Source organism: Paramagnetospirillum marisnigri, assembly GCF_001650715.1.
In the GTDB taxonomy this organism is placed as follows: domain Bacteria; phylum Pseudomonadota; class Alphaproteobacteria; order Rhodospirillales; family Magnetospirillaceae; genus Phaeospirillum; species Phaeospirillum marisnigri.
Genome location: NZ_LWQT01000120.1, coordinates 42,985 through 61,086, shown reverse-complemented (window position 1 = coordinate 61,086; position 18,102 = coordinate 42,985). Strand labels below are relative to the sequence as shown.

Sequence of the window (18,102 nt, the reverse complement as noted above, 5' to 3'; positions counted from 1 at the left end):
TGCCCTATTCGTCCAGGATCATGGCGGCATAAGTGGCTTCGGCGACCAGGGTCCCGTCGACCTTGGCCTCGCCCCGGAACTTCCAGACATTGCCGCGCGACCGTTCCTTGGTGACATGGATGTGCAACTGGTCGCCCGGCCCGAACGGCTTGCGGAACCGGCAGTTCTCCACGGTCATGAAATAGACCAGCTTCCCCTCGGCCGACGGCCCCAGGGTTTCCACCACCAGAACGGCGGCGGTCTGGGCCATGGACTCGATGATCAGCACGCCGGGAAAAACCGGACGCGAAGGGAAATGGCCCTGGAAGAACGGCTCGTTGATGGTGACGTTCTTGATGCCGGTGGCGCTTTCATTGGGCCTGACATCGACCATCCGGTCCACCATCAGGAACGGATAGCGATGGGGGATCATCTGGATGATCCGGTTGATATCGATGACCTTGCCCTGTTCGGAAGCAGTGGTTTCCATATGACGATCCTGCACTTTATCTCGCCTTGATGTCGTCCGGGGCGCTTGGCCCGGGTGACGGTTCAACCCTTCTTACGTGCCATCTTGCCGATCATGGCGGTTTGGCGCAGCCACTCGGTCATGGGCACCGCCGGCGCGCCGCCCACGGTTTCACCGGGGCCGACATCGCGCATCACCCCGGCCTGGGCGGCGATCCGCGCCCCCGCGCCAATGCGCAGATGGCCCGTGATCCCCGCCTGCCCCCCGGCGGCGGCAAAATCACCCATCCGGGTCGATCCCGAAATGCCGACCTGGGCAACGATGACGCAGCCCCGCCCCAATTGGACGTTGTGCCCAATCTGAACCAGATTGTCTATCATGCAGCCATCACCGATCACCGTGTCGGGACCGGCTCCGCGGTCGATGGTGGTATTGGCGCCGATCTCGACACCATTGCCGATGACCACCCGGCCCAATTGCGGCACCTTCAGATGGCCTTCCGCTCCCATGGCGAAGCCGAACCCGTCCTGGCCAATGCGCGCACCGGGATAGATATTGACCTTGTGGCCGATGACGGCATGGGAGACGGTGGCATTGGCGCCAAGGATGCAGTCCTCGCCAATGATCACACCTCGCCCGATCACCACATTGGGGCCGACATGACTGCGCTCGCCGATCTCGGCTCCAGCTCCGATGACGGCGCCGGGCTCGACGCGGCAGCTGGGCGCGACCTTGGCGGTGGAATCGATACAGGCGGTCGGCGCGATCCACGGCTCGGGAGCCGCCACCGGATAGAAGGCCTGGGCAATGCGGGCATAGGCGCGATACGGATCCTTCGCCAGCAGCAAGGTCATGCCGGGCGGCGCTTTGTCCGCCATTTCGGGCGATACCACGCATAATCCCGCCTTGCTCGCCTGGAATGCGGCCACGTATTTCTTGTTGTCCAGAAAGGAAACCTCGTCCGGCCCCGCCACCTCCAATGGCGCCACATCCTTGAATATCCGGGCCATATCAGCGCCATCGGATACAGATGCCTTGGCGATGTCCGCCAAGGAGGCAAGGGTGTACGGACCAGCAACGGTGAAGAATCTCGGATCTGCCATGATCTACTTCTTATTGGGTTTAGCAGTGGAGGCTGCGGCGGGCTCAGCGTCGTCAACCACCGGGGCGGGAAAGTTTACAGCAGACAGGCGTCGGTTAAGCCGCTCGATCACCTTGGGTGTGACATCCATGCTGGGCTCGTGCAGGACCACCTGCTGCTTTGGAATAACCAGATTGGCCCCCATTTCGTTGGCCACTTCCCCGGTTATGCCAAGTATTGCATTCATGAGCTCGGCAGCAGCGGCTTCGGTGGATTTTTCCAGTGCCCGGACCGCCACCTGGGTACGACGCTGGAAAGCGACCACCTGCTGTTCCAGGGCCTTGGCTTTCTGGTCGTAAGCATCCTGGGGAATGGTCCCCTTCTGCTTCGCCAGTTCCTGGTCCGAGGCCTGAAGGCGCTGGCGGGCGGCATTGAAATCCGCCTGGAAGCTTTGCTGGTACTTGTCGCGCTGGGTGATCAGCCCCTTACCGGCCAGGGATTCGCGCTGGATCTGCTGGACATCGACGATGATCACCACGACGGGCGCGCCGACAGGACGGGCCTGGGCCAGGGCCTCTCCACCTAGGGAACCGTTTCCCACAAACACCACGAGGATGGCCAACATCCAAAGGACGGTGAGCCTGATCATTCCCGGTCGTCCTATAACGCTTCGTGGTTCAGGGGAGTGACCCGATGACATCGGGCCACTAGAACCTCGTCCCAAGATTGAACTTGAACATTTCCTTCTTGTCGAAGGTCTCTTTCATGATCGGGAAGCCCAGATCGATGGAGACCGGCCCCATGGGAGACTTCCACGACACACCGACGCCGACCGAAGCACGCATGGACGATGACTGTTCCACGCCCGCGACATTGGCGACATCCGTTTCACCCACCGTGCCGAAATCAGTGAAAGCCTCACCCAGCACCCCGAACTCCTCGGGCAAGCCGATGGGGAACCTGACCTGGGCCGAGCCGGTGGCCATCCAGATACCGCCAATCGCATCGCCGGTGTTCTTGTCGCGCGGACTGACACCGCCGGAGGCAAAACCACGCAGGTTATCGCCACCCGCATAGACCCGGTCGGTGATGCGCACCCGTTCGCTCAAGCCATAGACATAGGTTCCGGCACCACTGAGGCTGAGCACCACCTTTTCGGCCAGCGGCCAATAGTGGCCGCCTTGGATCGTACCGCGCAGCAGATGGACATCGCCGCCAAGGCCGGCGAATTCCGTGCTGCCCCGCATATAATAACCCTCGGTGGGCTCGATACGGCTGTCGCGCCGGTCATAGGTCAGCGTCTGCATGACCGAGGAGGTCACACTGGTTCCCAACTGTTCCAGAACGTAAGGCGACAAGGTAGTGATGCCCTTGACCTCATCCCGCTTCAGCATGTACCGCCAGTCCTGCCGCATATTGTCAGTCAACTGGTAGCCGATGCGCAGATCGCCGCCGATGGAGCTGGAATTATACGAGCTCTGCTGTTGCAGTTTGCGATCAATCGCGAACAGGTCGAAACCGGCCGCCACGTCACGATCCAGGAAATAGGGCTCGGTGAACGACAGATCCAGCGAAGACCGACGCAGGCCCAGCATGCCGCCCAGGCGAATATCCTGACCGCGGCCGAGCAGATTCCGCTCACGCAGCACGGCTTCCATCATCGGGCCGACCTGGCTGGACCAGCCAACGCCGAAGGTCAGTTCGCCCGTGGACTTTTCCTCGACCTCGACCTTGATCACGGTCCGGTCGGGGGCATTCTCGGACGGAGTGTTGGTGACCTCGACCTTTTCGAAGAAATTGATGTCGCGCAGGCGCTGCTTGGAGCGGCGCAGCTTGGCGGAATTGAAGGCATCACCTTCGACCAGACGGAATTCGCGACGGACAACCTTGTCCAGTGTTCGCACATTGCCGACGATGTCGATGCGCTCGACGAAGACGCGCGGCCCTTCCTGGATGTCATAGGTGACATCGACGATCCTGGTCTCGCGGTTACGATTGACCTGCGGCCGGATGTCGACGAAAGCGTAACCTTTGGTGCCGACCGCATCGGTCAGCTTCTGGACGATATCTTCCACCTGATCGGCGTTGTACCAATCCCCTTCCTCGCTCACCACCAGCGGCTGAAGGTCTTCGACCTTCAGATCCTTCAAGGCGGCATTGATGAGGGATTTGCCGAATTTGTAGCGCTCACCTTCTTCCACCGTATAGGTGAGAAAGAACCCCTCCCGATTCGGGGTCAGTTCCGCCACGGCGGAGGCGACGCGGAAATCCGCGAAGCCGCGCTTCAGATAGAAGCGGCGCAGCAATTCGCGGTCATAGGTGACGCGGTCGGGATCATAGGTGTCGTCCGAGGACAGAAAGCGATACCAGCGCTCTTCCTTGGTCTGCAGAACCTCCCCCAGCCGGGACGCATCATACTGCTGGTTGCCGACAAAGGAGATGCGGCGAACGAAGGTGGGTTGACCTTCGCTGATCTCGAACACCAGATCGACGCGATTCTGCTCGAGTTGAATGATCTTGGGCTCCACCGTGGCGGCGAAGCGGCCACTGCGGCGATACAGCTCAAGCACGCGCTTGACGTCCGCCTGGGCCTTGGTGCGGGTATAGACGGTCCGGGGACGCAGTTGCACTTCCGTCTGCAGCTGTTCGTCCTTGATCCGGCGGTTACCCTCGAAGGCGATACGGTTGATGATGGGATTTTCCACCACCCGGACCACCAGTTCGGTTCCCTCGCGCCGGATGCTGACATCGGCGAACAGGCCGGTATTGAACAGCGCCTTCAGCGAGCGGTTAACCCGATCGGAGTCGTAGTTGTCACCCTCGGCGATGGTGAGGTAGGACTTGACGGTTTCCGCCTCGATACGCTGGGTGCCCTGAACGGATATGGACGCGATGCGCCCGCCATCCTGGGCCTGGGCCACGCCAGAGCCGGTTGCCAGGCCGAGAAAAATAACGGCCACCACCAGCAGACCGGTCCACCGCAAGAAACCCATCGAGTCCCCCCTTCGAGTCCGCAGCGCCGATTCGCGGACCCGGGTCACGAAAACAGCCGCTTCACCGCTTCCCAGATCGGTAACGAGACAATGTCGTTACGTGTGGCGAAGACCATCAAGGCCAATACCAGAAACAGCCCGATTCGGAAACCATATTCTTGTGCGCGCTCCCCCAGAGGACGGCCAAGGATCGCTTCGAATGCGTAAAACAGAAGATGGCCGCCATCCAGAACCGGGATAGGGAAAAGATTGATCAGGCCGAGATTGAGCGACAGCAGGATTGTGTAGAACACCACACTGGCCACGCCCAATTGCGCTGCCTCTGCCGCGCCCTTGGCAATCCGGATGGGACCGCCCAGTTCATCGGTATCCCGCGTGCCGTTGATCATCTGGCCGATGCCGATGAAGGTCGAGCGCACCATCCCCTCGGTCTCGCGAAGGGACTCGACCAAGCCGGAAATGGGGCCATGGCTAATGACGGTGGTCCGGGTCGGATCGGCGGCGATGCCCAGGATCGGCACCTTCTCCATGTCGCCGAACACGCCCTTGCGCTGGATGACGCGCGGCTGGGCGGTGACCGACAGCACCGTCTCGCCGCGCCGAACCTCCAAGTCCAGCGGACGCTCGATCTCCAAGCGCACGATGCGTTGAATGTCCTGGAAACGGGTCACCGCCTGACCATTGATGCGGGTGATGCGATCCCCGGCTTTCAAGCCGGCGGCTTCCGCCGCCGTGCCGGCATTGACGGCACCAATCACCGGTTCGGTCACCGGCTGGCCCAGGATCACGAACATGGCCGCAAGGCCGAGGATGGCGAAAATGAAATTGGCGGCCGGGCCCGCGAACACCACGGCGGCGCGCTGCCCGACCCGCTTGAACTGGAAGGCGACCGCCTTCTCCTCGTCGGTCATGGGGCGATCGTCACCGGTGGTTGACGCCGCGTCGGCATCGCCGAAGAACTTCACATAGCCACCCAGCGGCACCAGGCTGAAGCGCCAGCGGGTGCCGGTGGCGGGATCGGTCCAGCCCCAGACCTCTGGCCCGAATCCGATGGAGAACACATCCACCCGAATGCCGTTCCAACGCGCCACCAGGAAGTGGCCCATCTCGTGGATGAAGACCACGACGGTCAGGATGAACAGGAAGATCACCACATAGTACCAGACGCCGTGAATGACGCTGTTGAGAAGTGAGGAGAGTTCCATGGTACTCCGGGATCAGGAGGTCCGGCCGAGAATGGACGAGGCGAAGCGTCGGGCCTCGCCGTCCTTGGCCAGGACGTCATCGATGGAGGTCAGTTCACAGTGGTTGACGCCCTCGACGGTGCGTTCCACCACGGCAGCGATATCCAGGAAGCCGATGCGGCGGTCGAGGAAGGCGGCCACGGCCACTTCATTGGCGGCATTGAGCACCGCCGCCGCGGATCCCCCCGCCCGCAATGCCTCGCGCGCCAGTCGCAGCGACGGGAAGCGGACGGGATCGGGGGCCTCGAAGGTCAGGGTGGCAATGGTGGCGAGGTCGAGCCGGGGCGCCGGGGCTTCAATGCGGTTGGGCCATCCCAGGGCATAGGCGATGGGGGTCCGCATGTCGGGCGAGCCCAGTTGCGCCAGCACCGAGCCGTCCACATAGGCCACCAGCGAATGAATGACCGATTGGGGATGAACCACGATATCAATCTTGTCTTCCGGCATGTCGAACAGATGATGCGCCTCGATCAATTCGAGGCCCTTGTTGAACATGGACGCGGAATCAACCGAAATCTTGGCCCCCATGGACCAGTTGGGATGCGCCACCGCCTGTTCGGGGGTGACATCCTTCATGAAATCGCGGTCCTTGGCCCGGAACGGCCCGCCCGACGCCGTCAGGATGATCTTTTCGATCCTGTCGTGCTGATCGAACTCGAACACCTGGAAGATGGCCGAATGCTCGGAATCCACCGGCAGCAGGGTCGACTTATGCTTCTGGACCTCGGCCATCATCAATTGACCGGCGCAGACCAGGCATTCCTTGTTGGCCAGCCCCACCACGGCGCCACGGCGCACCGCCGCCAGGGTAGGCGCCAGACCGGCGGCGCCGACAATGGCGGCCATCACCCAGTCAGCGGGCCGCTCGGCCGCCTCGACCACCGCCCTGGCTCCCGCGGCGGCTTCGATGCCGGTCCCCGCAAGGGCCTCCTTCAGCGCCGGATAGGCGGATTCGTCGGCCACCACCGCCAGCTTGGCTTCCAACTTGCGCGCTTGCTCTGCCAGGATATCGACGCGGGAATTGGCCACCAGAGCCTCGACCCGATAAAGATCCGGCCGCCGCTCCACCAGATCCACGGTGTTGCAGCCGATCGACCCGGTCGAGCCCAGAATGGTAACACCCCGCCTTGCGCTCATCGCGATCCCTCTCTTTTCTCTACTTACCAGGCCAGGACGGAATGACCGCTGACCATGGCCAAGACCGCCGCCACCAGGGCGGCGGACAACAGGCCATCAACGCGGTCGAGAACCCCGCCATGGCCCGGAATGATGGAGCTGGAATCCTTGACGCCGGAACGCCGCTTGACCCAGGATTCGAACAAATCGCCGATCTGCGCCACCACCGCGCCAATGGCACTCACCAGCATGACGGAGGCTTGACCCGGCAGGCCGAACGCGGCGGCGATGCCCCAGCCCGCCAGGGCGGCGCAAATCATGCCGCCGATCAGCCCGGCCCAGGTCTTCTTTGGGCTGACGGCGGGCAACAGCAACGGCCCGCCGATCATCCGCCCGAAGGCATAGGCACCGATATCGGTGGCCCAGACCATCAGCAGCAGCCACCACACCACGGCGTCGCCCATGACCGGATCGCCCCGCAGCCAGACAAGCGCCACCGAAGGCAGGCCGATATAGAGAGCACCCGCCCCCGCCCAGGAGCGGCCGACGCCATCGGGGCCGGCGACGAAAGCCGAGATCATGGCGATCAGCAGCACCAGCAGCACCGCCTCGGCGGGACCGACCAAGGCCAGCAACACGGCGGCAAGGCAGCCGATGGCGGCAATGCGGCCGGACAGGGCGAATTCTCCCGCCACCATGCGGTGCCATTCCCAGCACATCAGGGCGGCGGCCACCGCCACCAGGGCAGCAAAGGCATAGCCGCCCCACCAGGCGGCCAGCAGGGCCGGAGGCGCCATGACCAGGGCCGAAAGGATGCGGGTCTTCAGCACGCGCCCATCACCTTGCCGCCCCGTAGCGACGGTCGCGGCCATGGAATTCGTGAATGGCGCTCTCCAGTTCCGCCCGGCCGAATTCCGGCCACAGGGTCTCGATGAAGACCAGCTCGGCATAGGCGCCCTGCCACAGCAGGAAATTGCTGATGCGTTGCTCGCCGCTGGTCCGGATGATCAGGTCGGGATCGGGAATGCCGGTGGTATAAAGCCGCGCCCCGACCGCGTCCTCGTCGATGGCCTCGGGTGACAGCCGACCTTCGGCAACGTCCCTGGCAAGCTTGCGGGCGGCGTCCACCAGTTCCTGACGGCCGCCATAGGACAGGGCCAGCACCAGGGTCAGGGCCGTATTGCCGCTGGTCTTGGCTTCGGCGTCCTCGATCAGCCGGACGATATCGGCCCCCAGGCGCTGGCGGTCCCCGATCACCTTGAGGCGGATGCCGTTCTTATGCAGATGCTTGACCTCGTTGCGCAGATACAGGCGCAACAGGCCCATCAGGTCGGTAACCTCGCCCTCGGGCCGCTTCCAGTTCTCGGACGAGAAACCGTAAAGGGTCAGGTAGGACACGCCCATCTCGCGCGCCGCCTCGACGGTGCGGCGCACGGCCTCGGCGCCGCGCTTGTGACCGGCGGTGCGAGGCAAGCCGCGCGCCTTCGCCCACCGCCCATTACCATCCATGATGATGGCAATGTGAACGGGCGGTGCGACGGGCATGGCGTGGGACGGGGCGGCTTCCATGTGCGGAAACTAGACCTGCATGATTTCTTTTTCTTTGTGAACCAGATGTTCGTCGATCTTCTTGATGGTGTCGTCGGTGATCTGCTGGATTTCCTTCTCGTGCTTCTTGATCTCGTCCTCGGAGATATGGCCGTCCTTTTCCATCTTCTTCAAGGAGTCCATACCGTCACGACGGACGTTGCGCACCGAGACGCGGGCCTGTTCCGAATACTTTCCGGCGACCTTCTGCAGTTCCTTGCGACGCTCCTCGTTCAGGGCGGGAATCGGCACCCGGATCATCTGGCCGTCGGTCTGGGGATTGAGGCCGAGACCCGCATCGCGGATCGCCTTTTCCACCGCCTTGACCTGGCCCTTGTCCCAGACCTGCACGGTCAGCATGCGGGGTTCGGGAACGCCGACGGTGCCGCACTGAGACAGCGGCATGGTCTGGCCATAGGCCTCGACCACCACCGGGTCGAGGAGGTTGACCGAGGCGCGGCCCGAGCGCAGGCCCGAGAATTCCTTCTTCAGCACCTCGACGGCGCTGTCCATGCGGCGGGTGACGTCCTTCTTGAGGTCACCCCAATTGGTCGGAGCGGACACGATCGACTCCCTGATCCTAGTCGTTGGCGATGATGGTGAACAAACCCTGCCCTGCGACAACCTCGGCGAAGGCGCCGGGCCGGTGCAGGTCGAAGACCACGATGGGAACCTTGTTCTCGCGGCAGAGCGCGATGGCCGAGGTATCCATCACGGCGAGGTCACGGGCCAGGACCTCGTTGAAGGTGAGCCTGTCGTAACGGGTGGCGTCCTTAACCTTCTTGGGGTCGGCGGAATAGACGCCGTCCACCTGGGTGGCCTTCAGCAGCGCGTCACAGCCCATCTCGACGGCGCGCAGCGCGGCGGCGGTATCGGTGGTGAAGAACGGATTGCCGGTCCCGGCGGCGAAGATCACCACCCTGCCCTTTTCCAGATGACGGATGGCGCGGCGACGGATGAAGGCCTCGCACACGGTGGGCATGACGATGGCCGACTGGACCCGGGTCTCGCATCCCACCCGCTCCAGCGCGTTTTGCACCGACAGCGCGTTGATCACGGTGGCCAGCATGCCCATGTTGTCGGCGGCGGCGCGCTCCATGCCGTTGGCGGCGCCGGAGACACCACGGAAGATATTGCCTCCGCCGATGACGACGCAGACTTCGACCCCCATTTCGCGAACGGATTTGACCTCGCGGGCGATGCGTTCGACGGTGGCCGGATCGAGGCCGTATTCGCGATTCCCCATCAGGCCTTCGCCGGAAATCTTGAGGAGGACGCGGCGGAAATTGGCGTGGCTGGCCATGGATTCCCTCGGGTAATCAGGTCCGGGCGGCGGCGATCATACACCATTCCCACCCGCTGTCGCCCCCCTTGTGGGGGCGGACACGAAAAGGGCCGCCCGGCCTGTGCGCCCGAGCGGCCCCAACGGCTTTCGCTGGATCAGCGGCCCAACTGGGCGGCCACCTCGGCGGCGAAGTCCTTCTCTTCCTTCTCGATCCCCTCGCCCAGGGCGAAGCGGGCGAAGCCGACCAGCTTGACCGGCGCGCCGATCTCCTTGCCGACATTCTCCAGCACCTTGGAGATCTTGTTCTCCTGGTCGATGACGAAGACCTGCTCGGTCAGGCAGACTTCCTCGTAGTACTTGCGGATGCGGCCTTCCACCATCTTCTCGATGACGGCGGCGGGCTTGCCCGAAGCCTGGGCCTGCTCGGTCAACACGGCCTTCTCGCGGTCCAGGGCGGCGGTGTCCACCACGCTGGGATCGAGGAACTGCGGGTTGGCGGCGGCCACATGCATGGCGATCTGCTTGCCAAGTTCGGTCAGGCGGGCCTGGTCACCGGTGGATTCCAGGGCCACCAGGCAGCCGATCTTGCCCAGGCCGGGCGCGATGGACGAATGGACATAGGAAGCGACCACGCCATTGGCGACTTCCAGGCGCACGGCGCGACGCAGGTTCATGTTCTCGCCGATGGTGGCGATCAGGGCGGTCAGCTGGTCGGCGACATTCTTGTCGGAACCGGGGCAGGCGGCGACCTTGATGGCCTCGATGTCGGAACCGGCGGCCAGGGCCACGGTTGCGACGGCGTTGACGAAGCCCTGGAACTGCTCGTTGCGGGCGACGAAGTCGGTCTCGGCATTGACCTCGACGGCCACGCCCTTGGTTCCGGCGGCGGCGACGCCCACCAGACCCTCGGCGGCGACGCGGCCGGCCTTCTTGGCGGCGGCGGCCAGGCCCTTCTTGCGCAGCCAGTCGATGGCGGCTTCCACGTCACCGGCGGTCTCGCCCAGCGCCTTCTTGCAATCCATCATGCCGGCGCCAGTCTTCTCGCGCAGCTCCTTGACCAGCGAAGCGGTAATCTCGGCCATTGGTCTTCCTCTCTCGGACGATGGCCCCCTGGTGGGAGCCCTATGAATACGGATGATCCGTCAAGCGAATGGCGGCGATGGTGTGTCGCCGCCATTGCCTTGGAAACAAAAGGTTCAGGCCGTCGGAGCGGCGGCCTCGCCCTCGGCGGCCTCGACCACCTCGGGGATCTGCTCGACCGGGGCTTCCGAGCTGGCGCCCACGTCGCCGCCGCCACGGGTGATCTCGGCGGAGATGCCGTCCAGAACGGCGCCAGCCATCAGATCGCAATAGGTCTGAATGGCGCGGATGGCGTCGTCGTTGCCGGGCACCGGATAGGTGATGCCGGCCGGATCGCAATTGGAGTCGATGATCGCCACCACCGGGATGCCCAGCTTGTTGGCTTCCTGAACCGCCAGCTGCTCCTTGTTGGTGTCGATGATGAACAGGATGTCGGGCAGGCCGCCCATTTCCTTGATGCCGCCCAGGGCGCGCTCGAGCTTGTCGCGCTCGCGCTGCAGCACCAGCTGCTCCTTCTTGGTCAGGCCGCCCAGGGCGCCCGAGGTCAGCTGCTCGTCCAGTTCGCGCAGCCGCTTGATGGAGTTGGAAATGGTCTTCCAGTTGGTCAGCATGCCGCCGAGCCAGCGATGGTTGACGAAGTACTGGCCGCAACGGCGGGCGCTCTCGGCGACGATGCCCGAGGCCTGGTGCTTGGTACCGACGAACAGGACACGGCCGCCGCCGGCGGTCACGTCACGCACCGCCTGCATGGCGCGGTGCAGCATGGGCACGCTCTGCTGCAGGTCGATGATGTGGATGCCATTGCGGATGCCGAAGAGGTACGAAGACATCTTCGGGTTCCAGCGGCGGGTGTTGTGGCCGAAATGCACGCCGGCTTCGACGAGCTGACGCATGGTGAACGTGGGCAGAGCCATCGGAAAATCCTTTGCTTCTCCGGTTGAACCTCCGCGGGAGTCGTCGGGCCGAAGCCTGACACCGGAGCGAACGAACGACACAGCCGTGCCGCCGCCGCATTCCCGCGTGTGGATTGGTGGCCGCTACATACGCCGTTGCGCGGCGCTTTGCAAGTGAAGTTCTATTTGCCGTTCAAGACGGTGGCGCAGGCCTCGGGCATGGGCCGGGTCTGGACATGGGGACGTTCGGGCGGCACGGGCGATGTCGGTTTCGCCAGCCAGGACAGCAATTCCTCGCCACAGCCGTCGCCCTCGGGGAACGGCTTCTGGGGCTCGCATAAGGGACTGTCGGCCGGACAGCGCAGACGGACGTGAAAGTGCTCGTCATGCCCCCACCAGGGCCGCAGCTTGCCCAGCCATGACCGCTCGCCGCCATTGGCAGCGCGGCACATGGCCAGCTTGATCACCGGATTGACGAAGATCCGCTCCACTTCGGGGGCACGGGCCGACCGTTCCAGCATGGCGGCTTGGACCGGCCCCCAGTGCTCGGACACATCCTGGCCCCGCACCATGGCCAGGGGACGCGGATTGGCCAGTTCCCTTTCGGAGAGGGGCGTGGACGCCACCCTGAACCAGATATCCACGTCCAGCCCGTTCTGGTGGCTGGCATGGCCCGACGGCATGGGACCGCCCCTGGGTTGGGCCATGTCGCCCATCAACAGAAGCCCCTGCCCTGCCGTGGAGACCGCCAGACTCTTCACGAAGGCGACGGTATCGGAATGGCCCCAATAGCGCTGCCGTGCCGGACGCAGCACCTGATAGGACTCCGAGACCAGGGGAAGAGCCTCGGCACCAGCGACGCAGCCCGCGGCGGCACCGCCGATCACCTCGGCGGCATCGGCTTGGGACGCTCCCAGCAGCACCAGGATGAACAGGAGAAGAGACTTCAATCGAACACCGTGGCCTCGAACCGACTCTGGATATCGGCGATCTCGGCCCGGCAGTCAACCAGGGCGGCGACGCAATCGGGATCGAACTTGGTGCCCGATTGGTCCACCAGCAAGTCCAGTGCCTGATCGTTGCTCCAGGCCTTCTTATAGGGACGTTCCGATGTCAGGGCGTCGAACACGTCGGCCACCGCGGCGATGCGGGCCTCCATGGGAATCTCCGCCCCCTTCAGCCCATGGGGATAGCCGCTGCCGTCCAGTGCCTCGTGGTGATAGGCGATGACATTGCGCAGCACGCTGAAATAGCTGAGCGACTGCATGCCGAAATCATGGGCCATCAGGTCGACGATCTCGAGGCCCCGCTTGACATGGCCCTTCATGATCTCGAATTCGCCTTCGTCGAGCCTGCCGGGCTTGAACAAGATGTGGTCGGGAACCGAGATCTTGCCCACGTCGTGCAGCGGGGCGAACTGAAACAGGTACTCGATGAACTCGTCGTTGAACCCGTGGCGATCGGCCAGCTTGACCGCGATCATGCGGGTATAGCGCGCCATGCGGGCCAGATGGGCCCCGGTTTCCTCGTCGCGCACCGCCGACACCTGGCGGATCACCCGCACCGCCGCCTGCATCATGCGCACCATGTCCAGCTCGCGCATCACCAGCAGCGCGATCATCTCGGCATAGGGCCGCAGCCGGTGCACGACCTTGGGCGTGAAGAAGTCCTTGCTGAATGAATTGAGGAAAAGGAAGCCGAAGAACTGGTTCTTCGAGCGGATCGGCATGGTGTAGCTGGAGCCATAGCCCAGGGACGACAGCCTGTTGGCATGCTCCTGCCCGGTGGCGGCCACCGCCTCCAGGTCATTGATGACACGGCGCCCGCCGGTACGGGCCAGTTCCTGCAAGGTGGGAAGGGTGGAAAGCCGCGCCGCCGAATGATCGAACGGGCTGTCGCCATCGCTGGAATGGATGAAGGTCTTCAGGATATCGGTGCGCTCGTCATACAGAGCGATGGCGATCCGGCTGAGCGCCGTCAAATCGTCGCCCCCCTTGATCTCGTCATGTATGCAGATCAGGCGTTCTGCCAGACCCTGATGGACGGCTGATGGCGGCCGACTCGGCGTCCCCATGGTCACTACCCCTCCCCCTTTCTGGAAAACGGGAGGCCGAATCATAGGGAGGGATTTGCGGAAGGTCAAATCTGGTCAGACCAGACTTGCCATATAGCACCAAAGACTGTGGCGACCTCTCGCCCATGCCGCACATATCTCGCCACGCCATATCCATTGTAACCCCATGGAAATTTGACTAGGTTCAGCCCCACCGCCGGATGGCCCGCTCCTGGCTGGGCCCGGCGACGCGAAGGGGACGGCCAGCATGGGACAGATCCAATCGGACATCATTGGCGATGACGGCGACAACCCGAGGGGCTGGCGCTCTTTCGCGGCCCATTTGTTCGCTCCCATCAAGATCACCTGGGGCCAGTTCTTCGACCTGCTGGTGCCGTTGCGGCACTCAGCCCATATCCGGCGCCATGCCGCCTCGGTGATCATTTCGCGCATCCAACTGGTGGCGGCCATCTTCGCCCTGATGGTGCCGCTGTGGTCCATCATCGACTGGTTCGTGTTTCCCTGGCCGGAATGGGCGATGATGACGGTGCTGCGCCTGGGCTCCGGCGTCGTCTTCTTCCTGCTGGCCTGGCCGTGGAAAATCAGCAAGACCCGACTTCAGGCCGATGCCATGCTGATGGGCATGCTGCTGGTGCCGCCGGTCTTCTACATCCTGTCCATCCACATCACCGCCTCGCTGAATGTGACCGGCACCGCCCTGCTGGTCACTAAGCTTTACGCCCTGATGCCCAACATCGTCCTGGCGGGGCTCGCCATCTTTCCGCTGACCGCCTTCGAGGTGGCGCTGTTCTCGGCCCCGGCCTTCTTTTTCGCCATTCTTGGCCTGTTTCTGGGAGGCGAAACCCTAACCATGGATCAGCACGGCCCCATGCTGTGGCTGATGGTGCTGGTGATGGGAGTGGCCATGTTCTCGGGCATGAGCCAGCTTCACTACATTACCGCCCTGGTTAACCGGGCGATGATCGACCCGCTGACCGGCGCCTACACCCGGCGGTCCGGCGGCGAGGCCTTGGACCTGCAGTTCCGGCTGGCCTCCATGAAGCACACTCCCATGTGCGTGGCCTTTTTCGACCTGGACAAGTTCAAGTCCATCAACGACCAGTTCGGTCACGAGGAAGGCGACAAGGCCTTGCGGACCTTGTCGGAGCGACTGCGCGAGGGGCTGCGGCGCGGCGATGTCCTGGTCCGCTGGGGTGGCGAGGAATTCGTCGCCATCCTGACGGATACCACCACCGAAGGCGCCAAGATCATGCTGGAGCGCCTGCGCGCCACCGGCTTCGGCCTGCGGCCAGATGGCAGCCCCATGACCGCGTCCATCGGCGTCGCCGAGATCAATGCCGACCATGCCACCGACTGGCCCCAATTGATCGAACTGGCCGACCAGCGCATGTACGAGGCCAAGCGCTCGGGCCGCGACCGCGCCGTCCTACCGGAAGGCATTACCCTGGTCTTTGGGGACAAACCCATCTTCTGACGGCGTTTTGCTTAGGACTTTCGGTTGGTATATACGACCGTGAAGGCGGGATAGGCTGCTCCCTAAGGTAAAGCCGGAAACTGATTTCTTGTGATCGGTCCGCCGGAAGACGTGTTGGGATAGCTAGTTCGGGACCTCGCGCGGTCATGCATGCTCATGGTGACAAGCCATTTTCTGTGGGACATGACGCGGCTCGACCGGCTGAGACCAGCGGCGGAGTCGACACGTCGTCCTATTATCGCCTGACGCATGCCTATGCCGTATTGCTGCAACTGGCATTCGCCATGTTGCCGATCGTCGGAATTCTTTACATCCGGGAATTCACCTCGCCCTCGCTGGTGTTCAAGTCGTTTCCCATGCATGAATTCGCCATGGCGGTGGCGACGGTGGAAGGCGGCTTCGTCACCTTCATTGCCTATCTCTGCTATCGCGACTCGCGGGAACCCTTCCTGCGCTGGCTGACCCTGGGATTCGGCAGCTTCACCATCCTTTATGCCCCGCACGGCCCGTTGACGGTTCTGGCGGATTCCTGCCTGCGCCTCTTTTTGATCTTCGGTCCCGCCTCGCGTCTGGCCATGGCCATTTTCCTGTTGGCTGCGGTCCTGGCTTTCGGGCGCGCATCCAGCCAGCAAGACCGCTCCCAGCCCGGATGGGGCTGGTGGTGGGCCGCCATGGGGGGGCTGGCTGCCGTGCTCTCCGCCGGGTCGCTGGAATGGCCGCAGGAGATGCTCAGTCTCCACCTTGGCATGGAACATACCGCCCTCGCCCTGTCCCTGCTCAGCCTGACCATCATGCTGGTCCGCCGGGTCAAGGCGCCGATGATGACCCGTTATTTCGCCATAGCGGTGGCGTTCTTTGCCCAGTCGTCCTGGGCCTTCCTGCAATCGGCGCCCTGGAACCACATGTGGTGGTACGCCCACGGCATCTTCGCCGCCGGTTTCACCATCCTCAGTTATGGCGTGGTGGTGGCGTTCTGGACCACCAAGGATTTCTCCAAGGTCCTGACAGAGGAGCAGATGCTGGAAATTACCCGCCACGCCCAGGAGAAGGCCGAGTCGGCGTTGCGGGAGTTGCGGGTGGCCCACGAGAATCTGCAGGTTCTCGCCTCGACCGATCCCCTGACCGGCGCCCTGAACCGCCGCGAGTTCCAGGAGCGCACCGAGCAGGAAATGGCCAAGGCCCGGCGCTCGGGCGCGGCGCTGTCGCTGGTCTTCCTCGATCTCGATCACTTCAAGCGGATCAACGACACCCACGGCCATCTGGTCGGCGACGACGTGCTGAAGGCGCTGGTGAGCCTCGCCAAGGGGCAGTTGCGGCCGGGCGATATCATCGGCCGCATGGGCGGCGAGGAATTCGCCATCCTGCTGCCCTACACCGCCGAATCCGGCGCCGTGGTCATTGCCGAGCGGCTGCGCCAGGCCCTGGCCGCCTCCCCCATCGCCGCCCGGGGCGGAGTCCGGATACCCGTGACCGCCAGCCTGGGCGTGGCCTGCTGGGATGGCGAGGCAGGCCAGTCTTACCAGAACTGGCTCGCCATCGCCGACCGGCGCCTCTACGCCGCCAAGGCGCAGGGCCGCGACCGGGTGGTGGTCGAGGGCTGAGGCTCAGCCCCCCGAGGCCAGCACCCGCTCCATCTCCGCCATGCCGGCCGGAAGGTCGACCTTGCCGCCAGCCACCCGCATGGCTGTGCCCAGCGCGTGGATGGTGCGGAACAGGTTATGGGTGCGGCTCTGCTCGCCCATCTGGCCGATGCGCAGAATGTTGAGCCCGAAGGCGCCCGAGATTTCCACCTTGTGGACCTGGGACATGATGTGGCGGACCTTGTCGGCCGACACGCCGTCGGGAACGGTGATGCCTACCACGGAGGGCAGCCTTGCCTCTGCCTGGATCAGCAGGTCGAGGCCCATGGCCTCGATACCGCCCTGCAGCGCCGACGAACACACCGCGTGGCGGCGGAAGCGCGAGGGCAGGGTTTCTTCGCCGATGAGACGCAGCGCCTCGTGCAGCGCCAGGATGCCGGAGACCGGCGCGGTGTAGTGATAGGCGTGCTTGTTCCAGAAATTGTCGGCCAACCGCGCATCCAGGCACCAATGGGCCATGGGAGCGTTGCGCTTCTCGATATGGCGCCAGGCGTCCTCGGAAAAGGCGATCAGCGACACGCCGGGAATGGAGGACAGGCCCTTCTGGCCACCGGTGATGATGGCATCCACGCCCCACTCGTCCATTTCCATTTCCATGGTGGACAGGGTGCAGACGGCGTCGACGATATTGAGGCAGCCATACTGCTTGCCCAGGCGACAGATCTCCACCAGATCACGGTTCCACACCGTGTTGGAGGTCTCGCCCTGCACCACGGTGATGACGGCATAGCGGCCTTCCTTGAGCAGCCGCTCGATATCGGCGGGATTGGCGCTCTGCTTGTCGGGGACGTCGAAGCGGGTGACCTCGCCCCCCACCCGACCGGCCATCTCGGCCAGTCGCGAGCTGAACAGCCCGTTGCAGATGGACAGGACCCGGGCCCCCGGCTCCACCAGATTGGCGATGGCCATTTCCATGGCGGCCGAGGCCGGACCGGCCACGCCCATCACATGACCGGATTCGGTCTGGAAGACGTAGCGGGACATGCTCTTCACCTGCTCGACCACCCGGTTCATGGTGTCGCCCAGATGGTTGATGACCAGCGAGTTGGCATAGGCCACCTTGGGCGGAATCGGCACCGGACCGGCGCCCATCATCAGCAGGGGCTCGTCGGGAAGGATTTCGTCGAGGGAAACGACCGCGGGGGGCTGAGGATATTTCATGGTGATTCCTAAAATCCGAGGCCTGG

General features: G+C 63.8%; 17 protein-coding genes. 2 read left to right on the top strand and 15 right to left on the bottom strand.

What is annotated here, in order from left to right; all coding sequences use genetic code 11:
• Positions 1-4 precede the first annotated feature (4 nt).
• The 14 genes from fabZ to A6A04_RS19785 form a co-directional block, all read right to left on the bottom strand.
• Positions 5-469, bottom strand: a complete 465-nt coding sequence (gene fabZ, locus A6A04_RS19850) for a 3-hydroxyacyl-ACP dehydratase FabZ (RefSeq protein ID WP_068495752.1) — start codon at positions 467-469, stop codon at positions 5-7.
• 62 nt (positions 470-531) lie between these two features.
• Positions 532-1,551: a UDP-3-O-(3-hydroxymyristoyl)glucosamine N-acyltransferase gene (gene lpxD, locus A6A04_RS19845; RefSeq protein WP_068495751.1), complete on the bottom strand. Its 1,020-nt coding sequence runs from the start codon at positions 1,549-1,551 to the stop codon at positions 532-534.
• 3 nt (positions 1,552-1,554) lie between these two features.
• On the bottom strand, positions 1,555-2,178 hold the full coding sequence (locus A6A04_RS19840) for an OmpH family outer membrane protein (RefSeq protein WP_082915085.1): 624 nt from the start codon (positions 2,176-2,178) through the stop codon (positions 1,555-1,557).
• A gap of 58 nt (positions 2,179-2,236) precedes the next feature.
• On the bottom strand, positions 2,237-4,522 hold the full coding sequence (bamA, locus tag A6A04_RS19835; RefSeq protein WP_068495749.1) for an outer membrane protein assembly factor BamA: 2,286 nt from the start codon (positions 4,520-4,522) through the stop codon (positions 2,237-2,239).
• A 44-nt stretch (positions 4,523-4,566) separates the two neighbouring features.
• On the bottom strand, positions 4,567-5,727 hold the full coding sequence (gene rseP, locus A6A04_RS19830; protein ID WP_068495748.1) for an RIP metalloprotease RseP: 1,161 nt from the start codon (positions 5,725-5,727) through the stop codon (positions 4,567-4,569).
• 12 nt (positions 5,728-5,739) lie between these two features.
• Positions 5,740-6,903 carry a 1-deoxy-D-xylulose-5-phosphate reductoisomerase gene (locus A6A04_RS19825; protein ID WP_068495747.1) on the bottom strand — a complete coding sequence of 388 codons (1,164 nt, stop codon included), beginning with the start codon at positions 6,901-6,903 and terminating at the stop codon, positions 5,740-5,742.
• Between the two features lie 23 nt (positions 6,904-6,926).
• A complete protein-coding gene (locus A6A04_RS19820) occupies positions 6,927-7,712 on the bottom strand; it encodes a phosphatidate cytidylyltransferase (RefSeq protein WP_068495746.1) in 786 nt (261 codons plus the stop codon).
• Positions 7,713-7,719: 7 nt separating this feature from the next.
• Positions 7,720-8,451, bottom strand: coding sequence for an isoprenyl transferase (locus A6A04_RS19815; protein ID WP_068495745.1), 732 nt, complete (start codon positions 8,449-8,451; stop codon positions 7,720-7,722).
• Between the two features lie 9 nt (positions 8,452-8,460).
• Positions 8,461-9,033, bottom strand: a complete 573-nt coding sequence (frr, locus tag A6A04_RS19810; protein ID WP_068495744.1) for a ribosome recycling factor — start codon at positions 9,031-9,033, stop codon at positions 8,461-8,463.
• 16 nt (positions 9,034-9,049) lie between these two features.
• On the bottom strand, positions 9,050-9,772 hold the full coding sequence (gene pyrH / locus A6A04_RS19805; protein WP_068495743.1) for a UMP kinase: 723 nt from the start codon (positions 9,770-9,772) through the stop codon (positions 9,050-9,052).
• Positions 9,773-9,909: 137 nt separating this feature from the next.
• The gene (gene tsf, locus A6A04_RS19800; protein WP_068495742.1) at positions 9,910-10,836 is read right to left on the bottom strand and encodes a translation elongation factor Ts; all 927 of its coding nucleotides are present in this window, start codon (positions 10,834-10,836) and stop codon (positions 9,910-9,912) included.
• A 114-nt stretch (positions 10,837-10,950) separates the two neighbouring features.
• Entirely contained in the window at positions 10,951-11,748 is a 798-nt protein-coding gene (rpsB, locus tag A6A04_RS19795; RefSeq protein ID WP_068495741.1) for a 30S ribosomal protein S2, read from the bottom strand.
• Positions 11,749-11,909: 161 nt separating this feature from the next.
• Positions 11,910-12,677: a penicillin-insensitive murein endopeptidase gene (mepA, locus tag A6A04_RS19790; protein ID WP_068495740.1), complete on the bottom strand. Its 768-nt coding sequence runs from the start codon at positions 12,675-12,677 to the stop codon at positions 11,910-11,912.
• Positions 12,674-13,801, bottom strand: a complete 1,128-nt coding sequence (locus tag A6A04_RS19785) for an HD-GYP domain-containing protein (protein WP_068495878.1) — start codon at positions 13,799-13,801, stop codon at positions 12,674-12,676. The genes mepA and A6A04_RS19785 overlap by 4 nt, the downstream gene beginning before the upstream one ends.
• A gap of 247 nt (positions 13,802-14,048) precedes the next feature.
• Here A6A04_RS19785 and A6A04_RS19780 point away from each other — a divergent pair, with 247 nt between their 5' ends.
• Together A6A04_RS19780 and A6A04_RS19775 are read left to right on the top strand one after the other, a co-directional pair.
• On the top strand, positions 14,049-15,275 hold the full coding sequence (locus A6A04_RS19780) for a GGDEF domain-containing protein (protein ID WP_082915083.1): 1,227 nt from the start codon (positions 14,049-14,051) through the stop codon (positions 15,273-15,275).
• 284 nt (positions 15,276-15,559) lie between these two features.
• Entirely contained in the window at positions 15,560-16,876 is a 1,317-nt protein-coding gene (locus A6A04_RS19775; RefSeq protein ID WP_172822830.1) for a GGDEF domain-containing protein, read from the top strand.
• A gap of 3 nt (positions 16,877-16,879) precedes the next feature.
• Here the strand turns inward: A6A04_RS19775 and A6A04_RS19770 are convergent, their stop codons facing one another.
• Positions 16,880-18,076 (bottom strand): pyridoxal-phosphate-dependent aminotransferase family protein, encoded by a 1,197-nt coding sequence (locus A6A04_RS19770; protein WP_068495739.1) that lies wholly within the window; start codon positions 18,074-18,076, stop codon positions 16,880-16,882.
• Positions 18,077-18,102 lie beyond the last annotated feature (26 nt).